Here is a 16,735-nt window from a genome sequence, read left to right on the forward strand (position 1 = left end):
CGAGGTTAATCGTGATGAAAATCATCTGAGGTATTGAAAAGAGCGATTAGCTCATTTTGAATCTGACGAGATAAAATATCTCAATGTCGCTCCGGTTTTTATACAGTCATACGACATGTACCAAAAACCTTCGCATTACTCACTCGTTGTTCAGTTTTCAAAGATCAAACTTCGTTTTCGTTACTAGGTTGTTGTCCTTAGCAACTCTTATATCTTATCACATCCGAACCAACTTTGCAAGCACTTTTTTTAAGTTTCTTTTCTCGAAGCTTATTTGCTTTGCTTGCCGCACCATGTTTCTCGGTGTTTTCTTGGCCGGAATAAGAATATACCATAGACATTCAGCACTTGTAAATAGATTTCTCAAAAAAACTTTTTTTGCCGATGCTCCAGCTATAAAATTACAACACATAAATGCTCCGCCTCAGGCGATCATCGTTTCCATCCCCGTGAGCTTCATCGTATGTGGAACATCTAATAAAGAGGCCGCTAAACATTAGCAGCCCCTAGTACCCTCTATAATGATAACCTCAGTTAAAACTTTTCTTGCAGCAGCTTAATATCATCTTCCAGACTGCTGTCCATATCTACCCCAACCGATTTCAGCTTGTTTTCATAATATGCTTTGACATCATCCCATTTGTAATACGGATAACTATTCGTTTCAATCGGGAAAGCAATTTCTTCTTCGTTGCGCAGCATCTTAACAAGATAATCTTTACCGTTGGAATACAGGACCCACTGGATATTGGCACCCATCGGGGAGATGACGGAACCATCCCATTTTGTACTCACTTCCTTCGGATCATCTACGCTGACATTAGCGCCTTTAATGTCCAAGAATGAGGAAAGAGGAATGATGGTTTCTGCATGGGCAAACCGGAAGACTCCAGCTGTATTTCCTTCCATTAGAGACTGGTCTGTGGAATGAATCAATTCTTTAACTAAAGGCGCAACGATATTCTGTGGCAAATCAGTCGACGTTAGGGATGGTCCTTTTTCATAAAAGTCGTTGATATTGTCGATGCTTTCATACCACTTTAATTGGTTTGTAGTGAAATATTCGCCGAACTCAAAATTACCCTCCTCTTTTAAATTAGAAGAGATGATGTACAGTTCATATAGATTGGAGGCGGCATCTGTCGGGTTGCTCAGTTTAACCTTTCCTTTATCATCTTTCAGCTTAAACTCCCCGGCTTCCAACCTTTCATAAAAACTTGGTGATATGAATTGTAAAAGAAGCTCCTTCGCATATCGCGTGCCTGTTTCCTGTGAGGCGTAGTCCTCAAACAGCTTTACCCATTCCCCATCTTCTGCATATTCGTTATATTTCGTCGCGATGTCGAATGGTCTTAAATACGGATCTTTTCCTTCTTCGAAGGTGGATGTACGAATGTCCAGGTTTTCGTCTCCCAGGCTTTTCTGAAGTCCCTCCAAGAAGTTGTCTCTACTCTGAGGCGTCCGATCCTTGAAGGTAGCTTGTGCAATGATTTTTTTATCCGGACTGAATATATCTTTAAAGTTTTGACCCAGTCTGGCTCCGATCCCCTCCAGCTCTTCTTCACCCAAGGCGGAAAGCAAACCGTAATGGTCTTTTTCCACTGCCATCAATTTTACGATCTCATTTTTCAATTCTCTTCCTTGCTCGGTGATCTGCCCATCCTTCTCAGCAATTTGGAGCAGTTCCAAGAGCGTTTTATCGTACTTGGAGGCAGATAAGTGCCTGGAGCCATGTCTTCCCACATAATTGACAAACACAGGCTTGTACCCTTCCGGAACTGATGTATACGTTGTTTCCTTAAAAGGATATGGCGTCTTGGTCCCACGGTACCCTTGCGTATCATTCACTTGCTGGCCCACTAACACCGAGCGGGTATTTTCGTCCCAGCCTACCTCCTTGCCTAAAGCTTCCCCGATCGCTCTCGCGGGTACATAGGTTACCCCATTGTAGAGAAACGATTCTCCTTCCATCTTTTGTCCATTTATGATCACATTGACGGACTGCTCGGACACCTCGATCGTTCGTTTAAAGCCCGCACCATAAACATCAATTACCGCTACAGACGTTAACAAAGCAAGTGCTGCTGCTGAAATTCCGATTTTTTTTATGTTTTTCATGTAGTTGGCTTAGCCTGTCCCCTTTATGTTAGATTCCTTTTTCAGCTCACCAGATTATAAGGGAGAAATATCATTGCAATTTTAAACATTGTTAATTTTATGTAAATTCTAAAAAATATTGCTCGTTCGTTGAAGAAAAGAAAAAAGCGCCTGCAAATCAAGGCGCCTTGTGTGCTTCTTCATTTCTTTTATAAAAGTTCAAGCATCGTTTTGATTTTGGAGTTCAGCTTTAAAGTATTAAGGATCAGTTGCAACGCTTCCGCTCTTGAGGCTGTGCCCTTTGCATTGAGGTCCCCATTACCATTACCTTGAATAATGCCCGCTTGGGCTACCATTTGAATGGGATTGGAGCTATCAATCTTGTTTTGGGTTATCCCTTGGAAATCGACGATCTTGGATAGAATCACGGCCATTTCTTCTCGTGTAATAGCCTTGTTTGGTTTAAATGTACCATCGCCGTTTCCACTAATAATACCTGCTTGAGTAAACTGCACAATGGCGTCTTCCGCCCAATGACCTTTAATATCTTTTAGAGCAACCTGATTTGTTCCACCCACCTCAAAAATGCGGGACAGTATCCCCACGAACTCTCCTCGGGACATGTCTTGATTAGGTCTAATCGTCTTGTCTTCATAACCTTTAATGATGTTCAATTTAGTGAAAATATCAATGGTTTGTTTGGCCCAATGATTTTTTATATCAACCGGCTTAAAAGCGTTGCCTTGACTTTTAAGAGCATCGTTAATTTTTGATTCCAGTACCTGAGTAGCACTGATGCCAGGCTTAAATACGTCTTTTCTAAAAGCGTTATCCGTTGTCGTTGGCGCAGGTAATGGAGTCGGTGTTGGCACTGGCGTCGGTGTTGGCACTGGCGTCGGTGCTGGTACTGGCGTTGGTGTTGGCTCTGGCGTCGGTGCTGGCTCTGGCGTCGGTGCTGTGGATCCGCCTGTAAATACCAACTTGTAGTGTACAGGATTCAGCAATTCATCAGTAGCAGTGACACTGTAATCTTTAACGAAGAACGGATAAATGTTGTATACCCCACTAGTCATCATAATCCCATTATCGAGAACCTGTAATGCTTTTGCAGTATAAGTAACAATCATGGATTTGTCAGATGCACCCCTAGGTATGTCGAACGTGATTGTTTTGTTATCTTCATCTATAACTCCAACATGGTCATCAAGAGCAAACGAAGTAATTATTTTATCTCTATTTATATGTTTAACGTTAAGGATGAAGTCACGAGTTTCAAACACCCCATCCACATATACTCTTGCAGTCAATTTAACGACATGATCCGTATCGTCTAACGTCCGGTACACCCTACCATTGGAAGTAATTATCTCCGGGTCGCTTGATACCCATGATATGGACGATCCATATTTCCCTCCAATAGGCAACCGAACAACTGAACTTCTAACCCCATCGGCCGTGTCTCCATTATAATAACCGATCTGCAACTCATCCAAGGCTTCACGAAGCTTATCCTCTGGGGTAGGTTCTGCTCTAACAACGTTAAGAGTAAACACCTTCGTTACTGGAGCTTCACTTCCAGCTTGAAGTGTAGCCGTGAGCGTAACTTGTTTATCCCCACCAATGTATGGAGGACGTTTAACGTTACCATTGTTTGCAATAATCGTTGTGTCAGATGAAGACCAGGACAAAAATACATTCTCCATCTGAGTAGGTAAATCGATACTTGAGGTGACATTATCCTTAGTTTGACCACCGGTGAATGGTAATTCTAATGAGTCCTTGGTTTCTTGTAGCTTTTGGTATGTTGCCCAAGTTACTGTGACAGGGAACGTATCAGAGATTTTCCCATCACGTGATGCGGTAATATTGGCGGTCCCCTCCGTTACCCCCGTTACAATTCCTCCAGGAGACACTGTTGCAACAGCTTCGTTGTCGGAATTCCAAGTAGCGGTTGAACTGATATCTGTAATTTCGCCATTGTTCATCGTACCGTTCGCAGTCAGTTGTAACCCACGATTAGGCGAAAATACACCTGGTCCTGTAATGGTAATTGAATTAGCCTGCGGTTCAGCCGCAAAGGCGATGTTACCTGATCCATTAAAATTGTAGATGCTAGTCGGTGACAGTACCATAGGTGATAACAGAAGAACAGATAAAAGTAATGAAGCTTTTTTGGGCAATTTCAAGCAGATGACCTCCATAAGATGTTATAATGCCACGCTTCTGTTTAAAGCAAAGTTAGGTAGCATATATATATCGGTTGCCCTGCTTTTCTTTTGTAGATCAAGCGAATTTTTAAAAGTCAGCTCAAATCTAGCCCTCATATAGCCCTCCGTTGCATCTTCCAAAATGGATAACTATCGCGAGATGCCCTCTTCAATCACTTTCCTGTTCCTTCAAGGGTATCCACGTAAAATCCTTTGCACCAACATTTCCGATTCCCATACCGATACTTTAGATGCACATGTCGATCAAATATCAATTAAGCTACTTTTTCCTTATAAGTTGCAATGCTTCCGCTCTTGAGGCTGTGCCTTTAGCATCGAAGTCCCCATTACTGATTCCTTCAATTGAGGTATTTGAGTATCGGTTTTAACGGAAGAAGGACAGCCCCAATCTGTACTGAAGCTGTTGGAACCGGCCCCCCAATGGAACGCAAAGACTCATCCACCTTACTCGTGAGGTGGGTCTATGCTTGGAATCGCTCTCATCGGCGGATTCATAATAAAATTCCAGCCGCCAGTTTTATTTTCCCAGTTTAATCGTCATTATGGTGTCTCTTCCTGCTGTTACGCCACTGCCCTCATGAACCTGAACGGCTTGAACCGCATCGATTCCGTCAGGAACAATTACGGGAGTAATGACCGGCAGACCCGCTTTACGGATCATATCCATATCAAATTCCATCATCAACTGGCCCTGCTTCACTTTATCCCCTGTTTGAACGGCCGGGGAGAATGCAGACCCTTTCAAAGAAACAGTGTCGATTCCCACATGAATAAGCACCTGCGCCCCGGACTCATGCTCCAGAATGATAGCATGCTTGGATTTAATAAGCTGCGCAATTTTTCCGTCAAACGGAGCATACATTTTACCTTCCACCGGTGCAATGGCCGCTCCCTCACCCATCATTTTGCCGGCAAAGGCTGGGTCAGGCACCTGTTCAAGGCCCACAACCTGTCCTGTAATAGGAGCCATTACAGCAAGCTCCTTGATTGTTTTATCCTTTTTGAAAAATGACAGCATCTGTATCTCCTCCTTGTAGTCGTCCGGGAAATAAAAAAAACCCAAAATTCAGTGCGGAAAGTTGTCCGTACCAAATTTTGGGTCTTGCCTGCTAAACAGTCACAATCCCGCATCATTAAATTATGCCACTATATTAATTAATTTCTGCCTGCCTGTCAATGATTGCAGATATAGTGCAACGAACTCGAAAAATTTTGAGGATGACTTCACGTAGAAGTATTGATACAATCAGAACCACAAAATTTTAAGTTTCAGAGCTGTGAAAGTGGATTGGAGAAATGATATGAAAATCAACCGTGTTTTAAACAACAATGCCGTTGTGGTGAAGGAAGGTGATGAAGAAAAGATCATCATGGGTCCGGGCATCGCGTTCCAAAAAGGCAAGAATGACTTGATCGACCCGGCTAAAATTGAGAAAACCTTTGTGCTGAAGGAAGAAAGCAAAAAATTTCAGCAGTTGTTAAGCTCTGTACCCGAATCCCATATCGCCATGGGAGAAAAAATTATCTCACACGCCGAACAGGTGTTGGGCATGAGTCTGAATAACCATATTCATATTGCGCTGACTGACCATCTGTCCTTCGCCATTGAACGTTCCAGGAATGGCATTCAGGTGAGGAACAAGCTGCTGAACGAGATCAGGCTGCTGTACGGTACGGAGTACAAAATCGGACTGTGGTCCTTGGAACAGATTAAAGACGCCTTTGGTATTGAATTCCCGGAGGATGAGGCCGCCTATATCGCCCTGCATATCCATACGGCCAAGATGGAAAACTCGCATATTGAAAAATCCATCAAGAAAACGATCATCATCCAGGAGACAGTCGGAATCATGCTGGAGGAACTGGGCGCGGATATTGATCAAGACAGCATCTCATACCATCGCCTACTCACTCACCTGGAATTGGCACTCAGCCGTTTTTATGACCAAAAGCCCTTTCACACCCTGGATAAGGACATGCTGAAAATGATCAAAAAAACGTACAAGCATGGCTTTAAAGCAGCCAAAAAGGCAGCCGAATATTTGCAGCAAAAGTATCGTATCGAGTTTCCGGAATCGGAAATGGCATACATCGCCCTGCATCTGCAGAGAATTCTTGAAGATGTATAAAATTTGTTGACGAATGAAAATAAACCGTTTACAATGGGCTCATTCAAACGTCAATCACATACAGGGGATTGTGACTGGTCATGCAGGCAAGACCTAGAATGCTTATAAGGTACAGGTATACCTTCGGCATTTTAGGTCTTTTTTTGTTGCCCAAAAGCATGGAATCAGAAACTAATCCCCAGAATGAAAAGAGGGGGATATTATGTTTAAAAATCTGTTCAGCCGGTTCCAGGTTTTTGGCAAGGCCATAATGCTACCTATCGCTGTTCTGCCAGCAGCCGGACTGCTGCTGGGTATCGGGGGAGCCTTCTCCAATCCGAACACGATCAGCAATTATCCGTTTCTGGATCAAGTGTGGCTGCAGGCGATTTTTGTCATCATGAGCTATGCCGGCCAAATCATTTTCAGCAACCTGCCGATCATCTTCGCTGTCGGCATTGCCGTAGGGCTGGCGAAAAGCGACAAAGGCGTTGCGGGGCTGGCAGCAGTGCTCTCTTATCTCGTCATGAACGCTTCCATGAACGCCCTGCTCGTCATTTCCGGGACATTGGCCAAAGAAAAGCTGGCCGACGTCGGGCAGGCGATGATTCTGGGGATTCAAACACTCCAGACCGGTGTGTTCGGCGGTGTCATTGTCGGCCTGTTAACTTATGTTCTGCACAAAAGATTCGGCAAGGTCAAGCTGCCGCAGTGGCTGGGATTTTTCAGCGGGTCAAGATTTGTACCCATTATCACCTCTTTCTCCGCCGTATTGCTCGGTCTCCTGATGTTCTTCATCTGGCCGCCGATCCAATCGGGCATTGCCGGGCTTGGCGGTCTCGTGGACCGCACAGGTTATTTCGGAACATTTCTGTTCGGCTTTATTGTCAAGCTGCTCGGCCCCTTGGGGCTTCACCACATTTTTTACCTCCCATTCTGGCAGACAGCGCTTGGCGGCTCCATGATGGTTAACGGAACCCAGGTGCAGGGAGCGCAAAACATCTTCTTCGCCCAGCTGGCAGATCCGGCCACACAGCACTATTTTGTCGGCACTGCGCGCTTTATGAGCGGCAAATATCTGACCATGATGTTTGGCATAATGGGTGCGGCACTGGCCATGTATCACTGCGCCAAACCGGAAAACAAGAAAAAAGTGTTCGGCCTGCTGCTTACCGGTGCGATCACATCCTTTTTGACAGGCATCACCGAACCTTTGGAGTTTGCATTTCTCTTTGTCGCTCCGATCCTGTTCGTAATCCATGCCGCATATTGGGGTCTTGCGTATATGGTTGCTCACATGCTGAACATTACCATTGGCATGACGTTCTCTGCGGGACTCATTGACTTTACGCTATTCGGTATTCTTCAGGGCGATGAAAAAACGAACTGGGTTCTCATTCCGATTGCGGGCATAGCTTTCTTCTTCCTGTACTACTTTACGTTCCGCATCCTCATTAAAAAGTTGGATTTAAAAACACCTGGGAGAGAAGATGCTGGAAACGCAGCGGATCAGGAAGAACCTACGAATGCGGGTGCTTCCACCGACAATCAGGCCGGCCGCATCCTGGCCGCACTGGGCGGCAATAGCAATATCGAAGATCTGGACTGCTGTGCAACCCGCCTGCGCGTTACCGTACATCAAGAGGGACAGGTATCGGAAGAGCAGCTAAAACAAACCGGAGCCAGTGGAGTCATTATCCGCGGTAAAGGGGTACAGGTGATTTACGGCCCGCATGTGGCCGTGATCAAAACGGAAATTGAGGAATTAATGGGAGAATAAGAGATAAAGAAAAAAGGAGCTGGTTAAGATGAGTAAACCTAATATTGTTTTCATGATATCTCATGATACCGGTCGTTATCTCAGCTGTTACGGACATCAGGTCCCAACCCCGGAGCTGGACCGTCTCGCTGCGGAAGGGGTTAGATTTGACGAGTACTACTGCCCTGCTCCACAGTGCAGTCCCAGCAGAGGCAGCATTCTGACAGGCAAATATCCGCATAACAACGGCCTGATCGGCTTGGCTCATTTAAATTTTCATATCGGGGAAGATCAAACTACACTGCCGATGGCCATGAATGAGGCCGGGTATGACACAACGCTTATCGGCTTCAGCCATGAAACTATAGGTGAAGAGGAAAAAGGAACCTACAGCTCCACTTACAAGCTGGGTTATCAAAACTATTTGGGGATCGAGGGTTCCAGAGCTCCTCAGGTGGCCGAAACGGCCATTGAATTTTTACAGAAAAAAGCAAACGAACCGGAGGGACAGCCCTTTTTCGCCAATATCGGCTTTTGGGAGACTCACCGCTCCTTTGACGAGTACGACAATGTCAAGGACGATATCAGCCAGGTTCAGGTTCCTCCCTATCTTCCGGACACGGAAAATATCCGCAAGGATTTGGCACAGTTTCACGGTTCCGTTAAAGTGCTGGATGAAGCAGTGGGCCGCATAATGCGCACCTTAAAAGAGACAGGGCTAGAGGATAACACAATTGTCGTATACACCACAGACCACGGAATCGCATTCCCGCGTGCCAAAGGCACGATGAAGGATGCCGGACTGGAAACGGCGCTTATTATGTACAGCCCCAAGCTCATCGAAGGAGGCCGGGTCATTAATGAGCTGTTATGCAATATCGATATCATGCCGACCCTGCTGGAGCTGGCGGACGCCGGAATCCCTGCAGACATTGACGGCAGAAGCTTTGCTTCGTTGCTGCGAGAAGAAAAGAAACCTGTGCGTAACGATTTCTTCTGCGAGCTGACCTGGCACGATAAATACCATCCGATGCGCGGCATCCGAACAAGTCGTTATAAATATGTAAAAAACTTCGAGGACGGGCCGAAAATCTATATGCCTGTCGATATTCACCGCAGCATCTCGGGGCCGGATGTCCGTGAAGAGTTCTATGTCCCCAACGAGCCTGAGGAGCTGTATGATCTGGAGAAGGACCCGCTTGAATATACCAATTTGATCGATGACCCCGATTATGCTGAGATAGCCCGGGAACTTCGTACCAAAGTGGAACAATGGATGTCCTCTACTGACGACCCGCTGCTTCACGGTCCGGTTGAAGGCATCGAATCGGCAAAATGGGCGGAGGAAGCCCGTTACGGCAGAGCATATATTCCAGGAAACAAATAATAAGAAAAACGTCTATCGACTCGACGTACTTTCCAAGAAGACAGACCGTCTTTATTACGGAGGACTTCATGATCAATACTTAAGGATTTCGCAATGCTTTTAATCCCTTCATTCCTGATAAATATTGATGAATAGCTTCTATCTTCAAGTCTAAATTAAATTTGGACAAAAAAACTGCACCTTCGATTGTTAGATGGTGTCTAAACAATTGGGGTGCAGTTCACGAATTAACCGGCTGTCTTCTTAAAATATCATTCTCAGGTCTGACGGTGCATCGGATACTCCGATAAACTTTTATTGATAAAGATCGTTTTAATGGTCTCGCCTTCTTTGACGACAAAGGTCGGCGTATACGGATAAACCTCCCCGTTGACGATCCACTGGTTTCGAACAATGCGTCTTTTCTCTCTACAGGCAGGGGTTACTTGCTGAGCTTCGTAAATATTTTTTGCATAAGGCCCGGACCCGAAATTCGACTATTCTGGAAAGAGGCTATTTTCCACTCGCCGTTTTGTTTAACGGCGACATTCGTGTTAATGGAGTCTCTTTTCTTCGGCGCTGTCTTTTGCCATCTAAGTTTGACCGTACCCAATCCATGAAAAATGGCGAACTCCGGCGTAATGAAATGAATCTTCTTAATCTCGCCTTCCAAAGTCGATCCTCTCAGCACGCTGTTCCAAAGCTGCTGATGCGTATCGGCAATCGCTTTTCTCCCTTGCAGATGCTCCCCCTGAAACGTGACATAGTCGGCATCTTCCGTGAAACAGGCCCCATAGGCCTCTCCATCCCCTCTGTCCCAGGCCAGCTTCAGCTTCTCAAACAAATATTCGATCTCGCTTACACCCTGTACATTGCGATTTTCCATCATTATGCACGCACCTCATTGTTATTTTCCGCCGGTAACGCGGATTTCTTCACCATTGACAAAACTGTTCGCGGCGTCCCAGATAAAGGATCAGATTCGCGACGTCATCGGGGTGCCCGATCGTCCTGTCGGAAACGATCGCGCATATCATTGAGCATCTGTTGCGGCAATACGTGCGTTACCCATTCCGATCACGTCAGTTCAGGTATGCCCACGTTATAAAATATCCCGCTGCCAGCTCCACCGCCAACATGCGGCTGAAGCCGTGCAAAGCCGCTTTGGCTGTCAGGTTAGCGGATTCATTCAGCTTGTTGGCGTGAACCAGGCTGGTTGACACGTGAATCGGCCGTCCCCATTCCCCAATTGCTCCGTTCTTCGTCAAAAATATTTTGCGGTCATTTGGCATTGTGATATACTGACTTCATAAAATTCTTAATTGACTTATTTTCTTAATTCATTATATATCTTAATTAATTAAGATAATTTAATCTTATATTGGAGGTTTCGCTATGTCAAGAGGCAATTCCCTAGAGTTTCATGACCTATCTCCATCGCAACAGGCTTTGCTTTACGAATTGCGCCAAAACAGCGCGCGAGCCGTTATGCTTCACCAGCTCATTTCGGAAAAATTGGGGTTGAATGCGACCGATCACAAGTGTCTGGACTTTTTAAACCGTACTGGTGCCGTAACCGCCGGACAATTGGCCCAATTAACCGGTTTGACGACAGGCGCCGTGACCAATGTTATCGATCGGTTAGAGCAGGCCGGCTATGTCACCAGGGATAAAGATCCGAACGATCGTAGACGAGTGGTGGTCAAGCCTGCGGAAGGGCGTTCCGCCGAAATTTCCCCTCTGTTCCAATCGGTTATGCAGTCCACACTTCGGATCCTGTCGCGGTACGATGAGCAGCAAACGTCTCTGATCCTTGAATTCATCCGCCAGTGCAACGAAATGACGCTTGCTGAAATGGATAAATTGAAGAATCAGGAAGATTCCAACAGCAATTAACCGTAAAAAAAGGCTAGTGCTCCAGAAGCACCAGCCAGAAAATAATAATCTCGAAAACAAAGCGGGCGTCGTTGGTTTAGAGAAATGAAGGAGCCCTCAGAAAGTTTTAAATGAATATATAAACAAACTATATTACTTCAAAAAGCATGGAACACCTGAATGGGCACCTAAATATGCAAAAACAATAGGTTTATCTTCAAAAATAACCAAAGGGCCGATATTTATCCATATCGGCCCCTTTGTTATTTACTTCCGCTCTACTTTATACCCTTTATCCTCCAGCAGCTTCACAATCCCGTGATCGCCCAGGTAGTGCGCTGCACCGACTACAATGAAATACTCCTCGCCTTTGCCGTTTTTCAAGTATCCGTCGATCTTGTCGGCCATGCCAATGTTACGGTCGATCAGCATCGCTTTGTTGTATTCCTCGTCATCGGAGAAGCTGTTCGTCAGCTCCAGCAGCTGCTCGTCGTTGCCCGTTTTCCACATTTCAGCCATTTGATCCACGCTGTCATCCAGCACGTCAAAATTGTCCAATGTTACTTTCAGCGTTTTTTCTTGCAGCTCTTTCGAGAAGTTATTGAACATGCCCAGTTGGGATTCATACGACTCCAGTTCGATGACCGGAAGTTTGCGCTCGATCGCTTTCTGAATGAAGTACAGATCTACTCCGGCGGAAGCTTCATAACCTGCTTTCATGGATTTCAGGCTTGCCAGCGTGCTCTCCACAACCCATGGCTTGAATGTATCCAGCGCATTAGACTCCATTCCGTTTTTCTTCAAAATCTCTCCCAGTTGAGCGTAAGTCTCGCTGGAGATGTGGTCCTTCAGCGTTGTGCCATCCTGGTAAGATCCCAGATCCAGCACCAGTTTCTGTTGCGCTTCGTCTGCCGCTTTGCTGATATCGATCTCTACTCCAAGATAATCCGCCTCGGCAAATGCTTCCTCAAACTCTTTACGCAATGGATAGAAGCTATCATCTGCAATATGCATCGAGCCTACCAGATATACCGTGTTACCATTGCTTTCGACTTCCCACATAAAGCCGCGTCCGCCGGTCTGAACGGTTTCTGTTGCCCCGCCTTTGGAAACCAACAATACCGTACGCGTCTTCGCATCCCAGTCAACTTCGTAACCTGCAGCGTCTCCAACGATGCGGATCGGCGCGTACGTTACGCCATTGATGCGCGTAAGCTTGCTTTTCAGCGTAATCGTCTTGCCGTTAACCACGGCTGTAATCGTATCATCCGTTGCTGTCGTCAGCTTCACGTCCATGGCGTCCAATGTGGAGCGCAGCGGCACAAGTGTTGTTCCTTTATCATTAACCGGTGCACCAACAGTGTATTCGACCGTTTCGTCATTCACTTTCACCGAGGTCTGCTGCGGCGCGGCCATCGCCGGCACTGCAGATGCGAGCAAACCAACCGAGATGGTTAGTGACAAGAGCATGCGTTTCCAGTTTTTCATATTATGTACTCTCCTTTAAGGAATATAGTATTTTAAAAAAATGATGATAAGACACTTAAGGTACTACGGATTAAGATTTAGATTGGTGCCACTTGATTCCAGCGCAGTAACCTCGACCCGTGAGTAACCCTACTCCCGAACTTCCACGAACCGCCCATCACCACATGCTTACACGCGGAACAGTGGTGATGGCGGCACGCAGAAAGCATCCAGCCAGCAGTGGCAGCAAGCGCCGCCGCAAGCAAGCAAACAGCAGCAGCAGCAGTTAACAGCAGGCTGTCTTCAATATTAAATTTTGTACGCCTTCATGGCTTTGAAAAGCTCCTTGAACGTTGGGCGTTTGCCGTACATCAGGACCCCGGTACGGTAGATTTTTGCCGCCAACCAGCCAAAGGCCAGAATCGATACGACCAGAATGGCCAGCGATACCCAAATCTCCCATGTCGGTGCAACGCCCGCCCCGATGCGTACCAGGATCGCCGTAGGCGAAGTGAACGGCACAAAGCTGGCTACTTTCAAAAGCAAAATGTCGGGTGCAGAAATGCTAAAGAGCGCGATATAAAAGGAAGCCAGGGACAGCATCGTAATCGGCAGCACCGCCTGCCCAAGCTCCTCCGTACGGCTTACCATCGAACCAATCGCCGCAAACAACACGGCATAGAGGAAGTAACCCAGAATGTAGAAGATCAAACCATATACAATGACGGACACGTTCACGTCGCTAAGGTTCATACTGAATTCGCTCAATACGCCTTGATTGTGAGGCAGCATGATATTCCCTGCGATCACTGCTCCGAAAATGCCGATCTGCAGCATGCCCACCAGGAAAATCCCGATGATTTTGCCGAACATCTGGCTGAGCGGGGACACGCTCGTGATCAAAATCTCCATGATTCGCGAGCTCTTCTCGGCTGTGATCTCGGAAGCGATCATATTGCCCGTCATCATCGTGGACGTAAACAACAGGATGATCAGCAGGTAAACCACAACATAGTTGATCGGACTCATGCCGTTGCCGCCTTCTTCAGCAGCGCCATTCTGGCCTGCCTCGAGACTTTGCGCAGTCACCTTCACGGGTGTGCTGATCAATGCCTTTTGTTCTGCAGTCAACGTGTTCTGCGTAATGACATCCAACTTCACGCTCTGCAGGGCAGCTTCAATGGAAGCGATAATTTGCGGAGAGACGTCTTCTGCCGAATAGAGTACGGGCTGCGGGAAGCTCTGGTTCGTCGCAGGCTCCAGTTTCAAATACCCGTCCAGCAATTCCGACTCCACGTCGGCCTTCAAAGCGGCTTCATCCTTGCCTTCATCGGATACGAAACGATAAGCCTGATCTCCCTGCGCTGCGGAGAATGCCTGCAGCTTGCTCGCGATCTCATCCTGGCCTTCGCTCAACAAACCGATGTTGACTGGATTGGCACTCGTTCCTTCACCGCCTGAGCCGCCATTAAACATATTGATAAAATACGGAATATTAATGCCGATGGAAATCAAAAGCGCAAGCACTATGGTTGTGACCACAAAAGACTTCGTTTTGACTTTATTCTTAAACGTAAAGCCGACAATCGTGCCCATCTTATTCATTCGACTCACCTACCTCACGAATAAAGATTTGGTTCAACGTTGGTTCCTTGATTTCGAAATGTTCTACCGTCGTCTGCGACATGGCCAGTCTGAGAATTTCCTGCGCCGCTTCCGCTTGGCCGATTCGGATCTGATACCCGTTCTCCGTACGGTCCACTTTGGTGACGCCAGACAACTGCTCCAAACCATTCACTTGGCCAGTAGTGCTTAAATACACCTGCTCGCGCGGATATCGGCCTTTGATCTCCTTGATATCCCCCTGAACGACCGTGTTGGAACGATGGAGAATCGTTATTCGGCGGCAAAGCTCTTCCACATGCTCCATCCGGTGCGTGGAGAACAGAATGGCCGTTCCTTCATCGCGCAGCTCCTTAACGGTCGATTTGAGCAATTCTACGTTGACCGGATCGAGACCGCTGAACGCCTCATCCAAAATCAGAATCTGAGGCCGATGCACCACGGCCGCGATGAAGCCCATTTTTTGCTGATTGCCCTTGGAAAGCTCTTCAATCTTCTTATCGTAATATTCGGGCACTTCGAAACGTTCGAGCCAGTATTTCAGGCTTTTGTCGGCATCCTTGCCGCTCATGCCGCGCAAACGTGCCAGGTAGTTGATCTGCTCACTAACCTTCACTTTTGGATATAACCCCCGCTCCTCGGGAAGGTAACCCATGATTTGCTGCAGCTCCGCATTGTACGGTTTGCCGTTATAGCGAATCTCGCCGCCGTCCGGGTGAATCAACCCCAATACCATGCGCATGGTCGTCGTTTTCCCCGCTCCATTCGCCCCCAACAAGCCATAAATCTCACCTTCAGCCACATCAAGCGTGACTCCGTTAACCGCCGTTTTGTCTGCATACTGTTTAACCACTTGCCTCAATGCCAGTCGATTCATCGTTCATCGTCTCCCTTCGGTGATCTCCATTGTGCCGGAGCGTATCCGGCAATCCAAAACTCCAGCACCTCATCGAGCTCAAGGTTCCGGACTTTCAAAATGTTTGCTTCGGCCAAATCCAGTCGCTCTCGCGCTTCGCTGATCCTTGTCGTGATCACCCGAATGAGTCCGCCGGCTTCACGGTACGATTCGACGGCGCCCGGGATGCTCTCCGGCTTCAAGTCCCCTTCGTACCAGACCTCTCTCCACTGGTCGAGAACGACGTCTTTCTCCGCGATGCCCAAGCACTGTCCGCGGTTCATCAATATGATGTAATCCGCTAATCGCTTCACCTCATCGGCAATATGCGTAGCAATCAATATGGTGGTGTCCCCGTTGTCCATGAAGCGGCGGAACTGATCCACCATCGTTTTCCATGCAAAGGGGTCCAGCCCCGAAGATGGCTCATCCAACAGCAGCAATTTCGGCCTTGAGGCCAAAGCGGCAGCAATTTCAAATTTGCGGCGTTCTCCTTTGGAGAGTTTAATGAGCTTCACGTCCTGCGGAACTTCCATCTCATCCATAAGCCGATTGAACAGGTCCATATCCCAGCGAGGATACAAGTAGGCACGGAATCGGGCCGCATCCTTCGCAGTCACATGATTTTCTTCCACCGCGCCGTCGGTCACGAAACCGATCTGCTGCTTGATGTCAAGGGGCAGTTCTCCAACATGAGTTTGGCCAAACCAGCGTATCTCGCCCGCATCCGGCAGCACGATCTGCTGCAGCATGTTCAGCAGCGTGGTTTTGCCCGATCCGTTATGGCCGAGAATGGCCACGACATACCCCTCCGGAATGTTCAGGTCAATCGGACCGATCATTCTGCGCTTTCGCATTTTGGAGACACCCTTCAATTGAACCGCCATAGCTTCCATCAGCACATCACTCCCTTGCCTTCGGATTGTAAACGTCTGCGACAACTTCTTTAAACAACGTTAGCATCTCTTCTTCATCGCAACCGACCGACTTGCCTGCCTGAACCGCAGCGCGCAGCGCATCTCTGGCCGCCGTAAATTTATAATTTTCCCGATCCCCCGCTTCGACCTTGGCAACAAATGTACCCGTTCCCTGTTTGGTGCGCAGTAATCCCTCGTTCTCCAAGTCCTGATACACCCGGCGAACCGTGATGACGCTGCAATTCAGCGATCCCGCAAACTCCCGAATGGACGGCAAATGTGTTCCCTCCCCCAATTGGCCAGTAATGATTAATGACCTTAACTGGTTTTCAATTTGGTGATATAAAGGTTCAGCGCTGTTTTCATTGATTTGAATCGGTATATTCATGCCTTGCACCCC

14 protein-coding genes and 1 pseudogene are annotated in these 16,735 nt (G+C 47.2%); 4 read left to right on the forward strand and 11 right to left on the reverse strand.

Annotation, left to right across the window (positions count from 1 at the left end):
- Positions 1 to 534: 534 nt before the first annotated feature.
- From L6H98_RS18930 to L6H98_RS18945, 4 genes and pseudogenes are all read right to left on the reverse strand, one after another.
- Complete coding sequence (locus L6H98_RS18930; RefSeq protein ID WP_236417437.1) at positions 535 to 2,118, reverse strand: histidine-type phosphatase; 1,584 nt, start codon at positions 2,116 to 2,118, stop codon at positions 535 to 537.
- Between the two features lie 188 nt (positions 2,119 to 2,306).
- Positions 2,307 to 4,283 carry an immunoglobulin-like domain-containing protein gene (locus L6H98_RS18935; RefSeq protein WP_236417438.1) on the reverse strand — a complete coding sequence of 659 codons (1,977 nt, stop codon included), beginning with the start codon at positions 4,281 to 4,283 and terminating at the stop codon, positions 2,307 to 2,309.
- A 180-nt stretch (positions 4,284 to 4,463) separates the two neighbouring features.
- Positions 4,464 to 4,597, reverse strand: a pseudogene (locus L6H98_RS18940) (IS200/IS605 family transposase); the annotation flags it as partial.
- Positions 4,598 to 4,842: 245 nt separating this feature from the next.
- On the reverse strand, positions 4,843 to 5,343 hold the full coding sequence (locus tag L6H98_RS18945) for a PTS glucose transporter subunit IIA (RefSeq protein WP_236417439.1): 501 nt from the start codon (positions 5,341 to 5,343) through the stop codon (positions 4,843 to 4,845).
- A gap of 283 nt (positions 5,344 to 5,626) precedes the next feature.
- Between L6H98_RS18945 and L6H98_RS18950 the strand changes: the two genes are divergently transcribed.
- The 3 genes from L6H98_RS18950 (at position 5,627) to L6H98_RS18960 (ending at position 9,579) form a co-directional block, all read left to right on the forward strand.
- A complete protein-coding gene (locus tag L6H98_RS18950) occupies positions 5,627 to 6,454 on the forward strand; it encodes a PRD domain-containing protein (protein WP_236417440.1) in 828 nt (275 codons plus the stop codon).
- 202 nt (positions 6,455 to 6,656) lie between these two features.
- Positions 6,657 to 8,213: a PTS transporter subunit EIIC gene (locus tag L6H98_RS18955; protein WP_236417441.1), complete on the forward strand. Its 1,557-nt coding sequence runs from the start codon at positions 6,657 to 6,659 to the stop codon at positions 8,211 to 8,213.
- Between the two features lie 28 nt (positions 8,214 to 8,241).
- Entirely contained in the window at positions 8,242 to 9,579 is a 1,338-nt protein-coding gene (locus tag L6H98_RS18960; RefSeq protein ID WP_236417444.1) for a sulfatase, read from the forward strand.
- A 421-nt stretch (positions 9,580 to 10,000) separates the two neighbouring features.
- On the opposite strand, the gene L6H98_RS18965 is transcribed toward L6H98_RS18960, so the two are convergent.
- A complete protein-coding gene (locus L6H98_RS18965) occupies positions 10,001 to 10,447 on the reverse strand; it encodes an SgcJ/EcaC family oxidoreductase (protein WP_236417445.1) in 447 nt (148 codons plus the stop codon).
- Positions 10,448 to 10,640: 193 nt separating this feature from the next.
- Complete coding sequence (locus L6H98_RS18970) at positions 10,641 to 10,781, reverse strand: hypothetical protein (RefSeq protein WP_236417447.1); 141 nt, start codon at positions 10,779 to 10,781, stop codon at positions 10,641 to 10,643.
- A 172-nt stretch (positions 10,782 to 10,953) separates the two neighbouring features.
- Between L6H98_RS18970 and L6H98_RS18975 the strand changes: the two genes are divergently transcribed.
- Positions 10,954 to 11,454 (forward strand): MarR family transcriptional regulator, encoded by a 501-nt coding sequence (locus tag L6H98_RS18975; protein WP_236417449.1) that lies wholly within the window; start codon positions 10,954 to 10,956, stop codon positions 11,452 to 11,454.
- Between the two features lie 246 nt (positions 11,455 to 11,700).
- Here L6H98_RS18975 and L6H98_RS18980 read toward each other — a convergent pair whose 3' ends face one another.
- The 5 genes from L6H98_RS18980 to L6H98_RS19000 form a co-directional block, all read right to left on the reverse strand.
- Positions 11,701 to 12,921: a TraB/GumN family protein gene (locus tag L6H98_RS18980; RefSeq protein ID WP_236417451.1), complete on the reverse strand. Its 1,221-nt coding sequence runs from the start codon at positions 12,919 to 12,921 to the stop codon at positions 11,701 to 11,703.
- Between the two features lie 288 nt (positions 12,922 to 13,209).
- Entirely contained in the window at positions 13,210 to 14,505 is a 1,296-nt protein-coding gene (locus tag L6H98_RS18985; protein WP_236417453.1) for an ABC transporter permease, read from the reverse strand.
- Positions 14,498 to 15,400 carry an ATP-binding cassette domain-containing protein gene (locus L6H98_RS18990; RefSeq protein ID WP_236417455.1) on the reverse strand — a complete coding sequence of 301 codons (903 nt, stop codon included), beginning with the start codon at positions 15,398 to 15,400 and terminating at the stop codon, positions 14,498 to 14,500. Before L6H98_RS18990 ends, L6H98_RS18985 begins: the two co-directional genes overlap by 8 nt.
- Complete coding sequence (locus tag L6H98_RS18995; protein ID WP_236417457.1) at positions 15,397 to 16,314, reverse strand: ABC transporter ATP-binding protein; 918 nt, start codon at positions 16,312 to 16,314, stop codon at positions 15,397 to 15,399. The genes L6H98_RS18990 and L6H98_RS18995 overlap by 4 nt, the downstream gene beginning before the upstream one ends.
- Positions 16,315 to 16,321: 7 nt before the next feature.
- On the reverse strand, positions 16,322 to 16,723 hold the full coding sequence (locus tag L6H98_RS19000) for a GntR family transcriptional regulator (protein ID WP_236417459.1): 402 nt from the start codon (positions 16,721 to 16,723) through the stop codon (positions 16,322 to 16,324).
- Between the last annotated feature and the right edge of the window lie 12 nt (positions 16,724 to 16,735).

It is taken from the genome of Paenibacillus sp. JJ-223 (assembly GCF_927798175.1).
Taxonomy (GTDB): domain Bacteria; phylum Bacillota; class Bacilli; order Paenibacillales; family Paenibacillaceae; genus Paenibacillus; species Paenibacillus hubeiensis.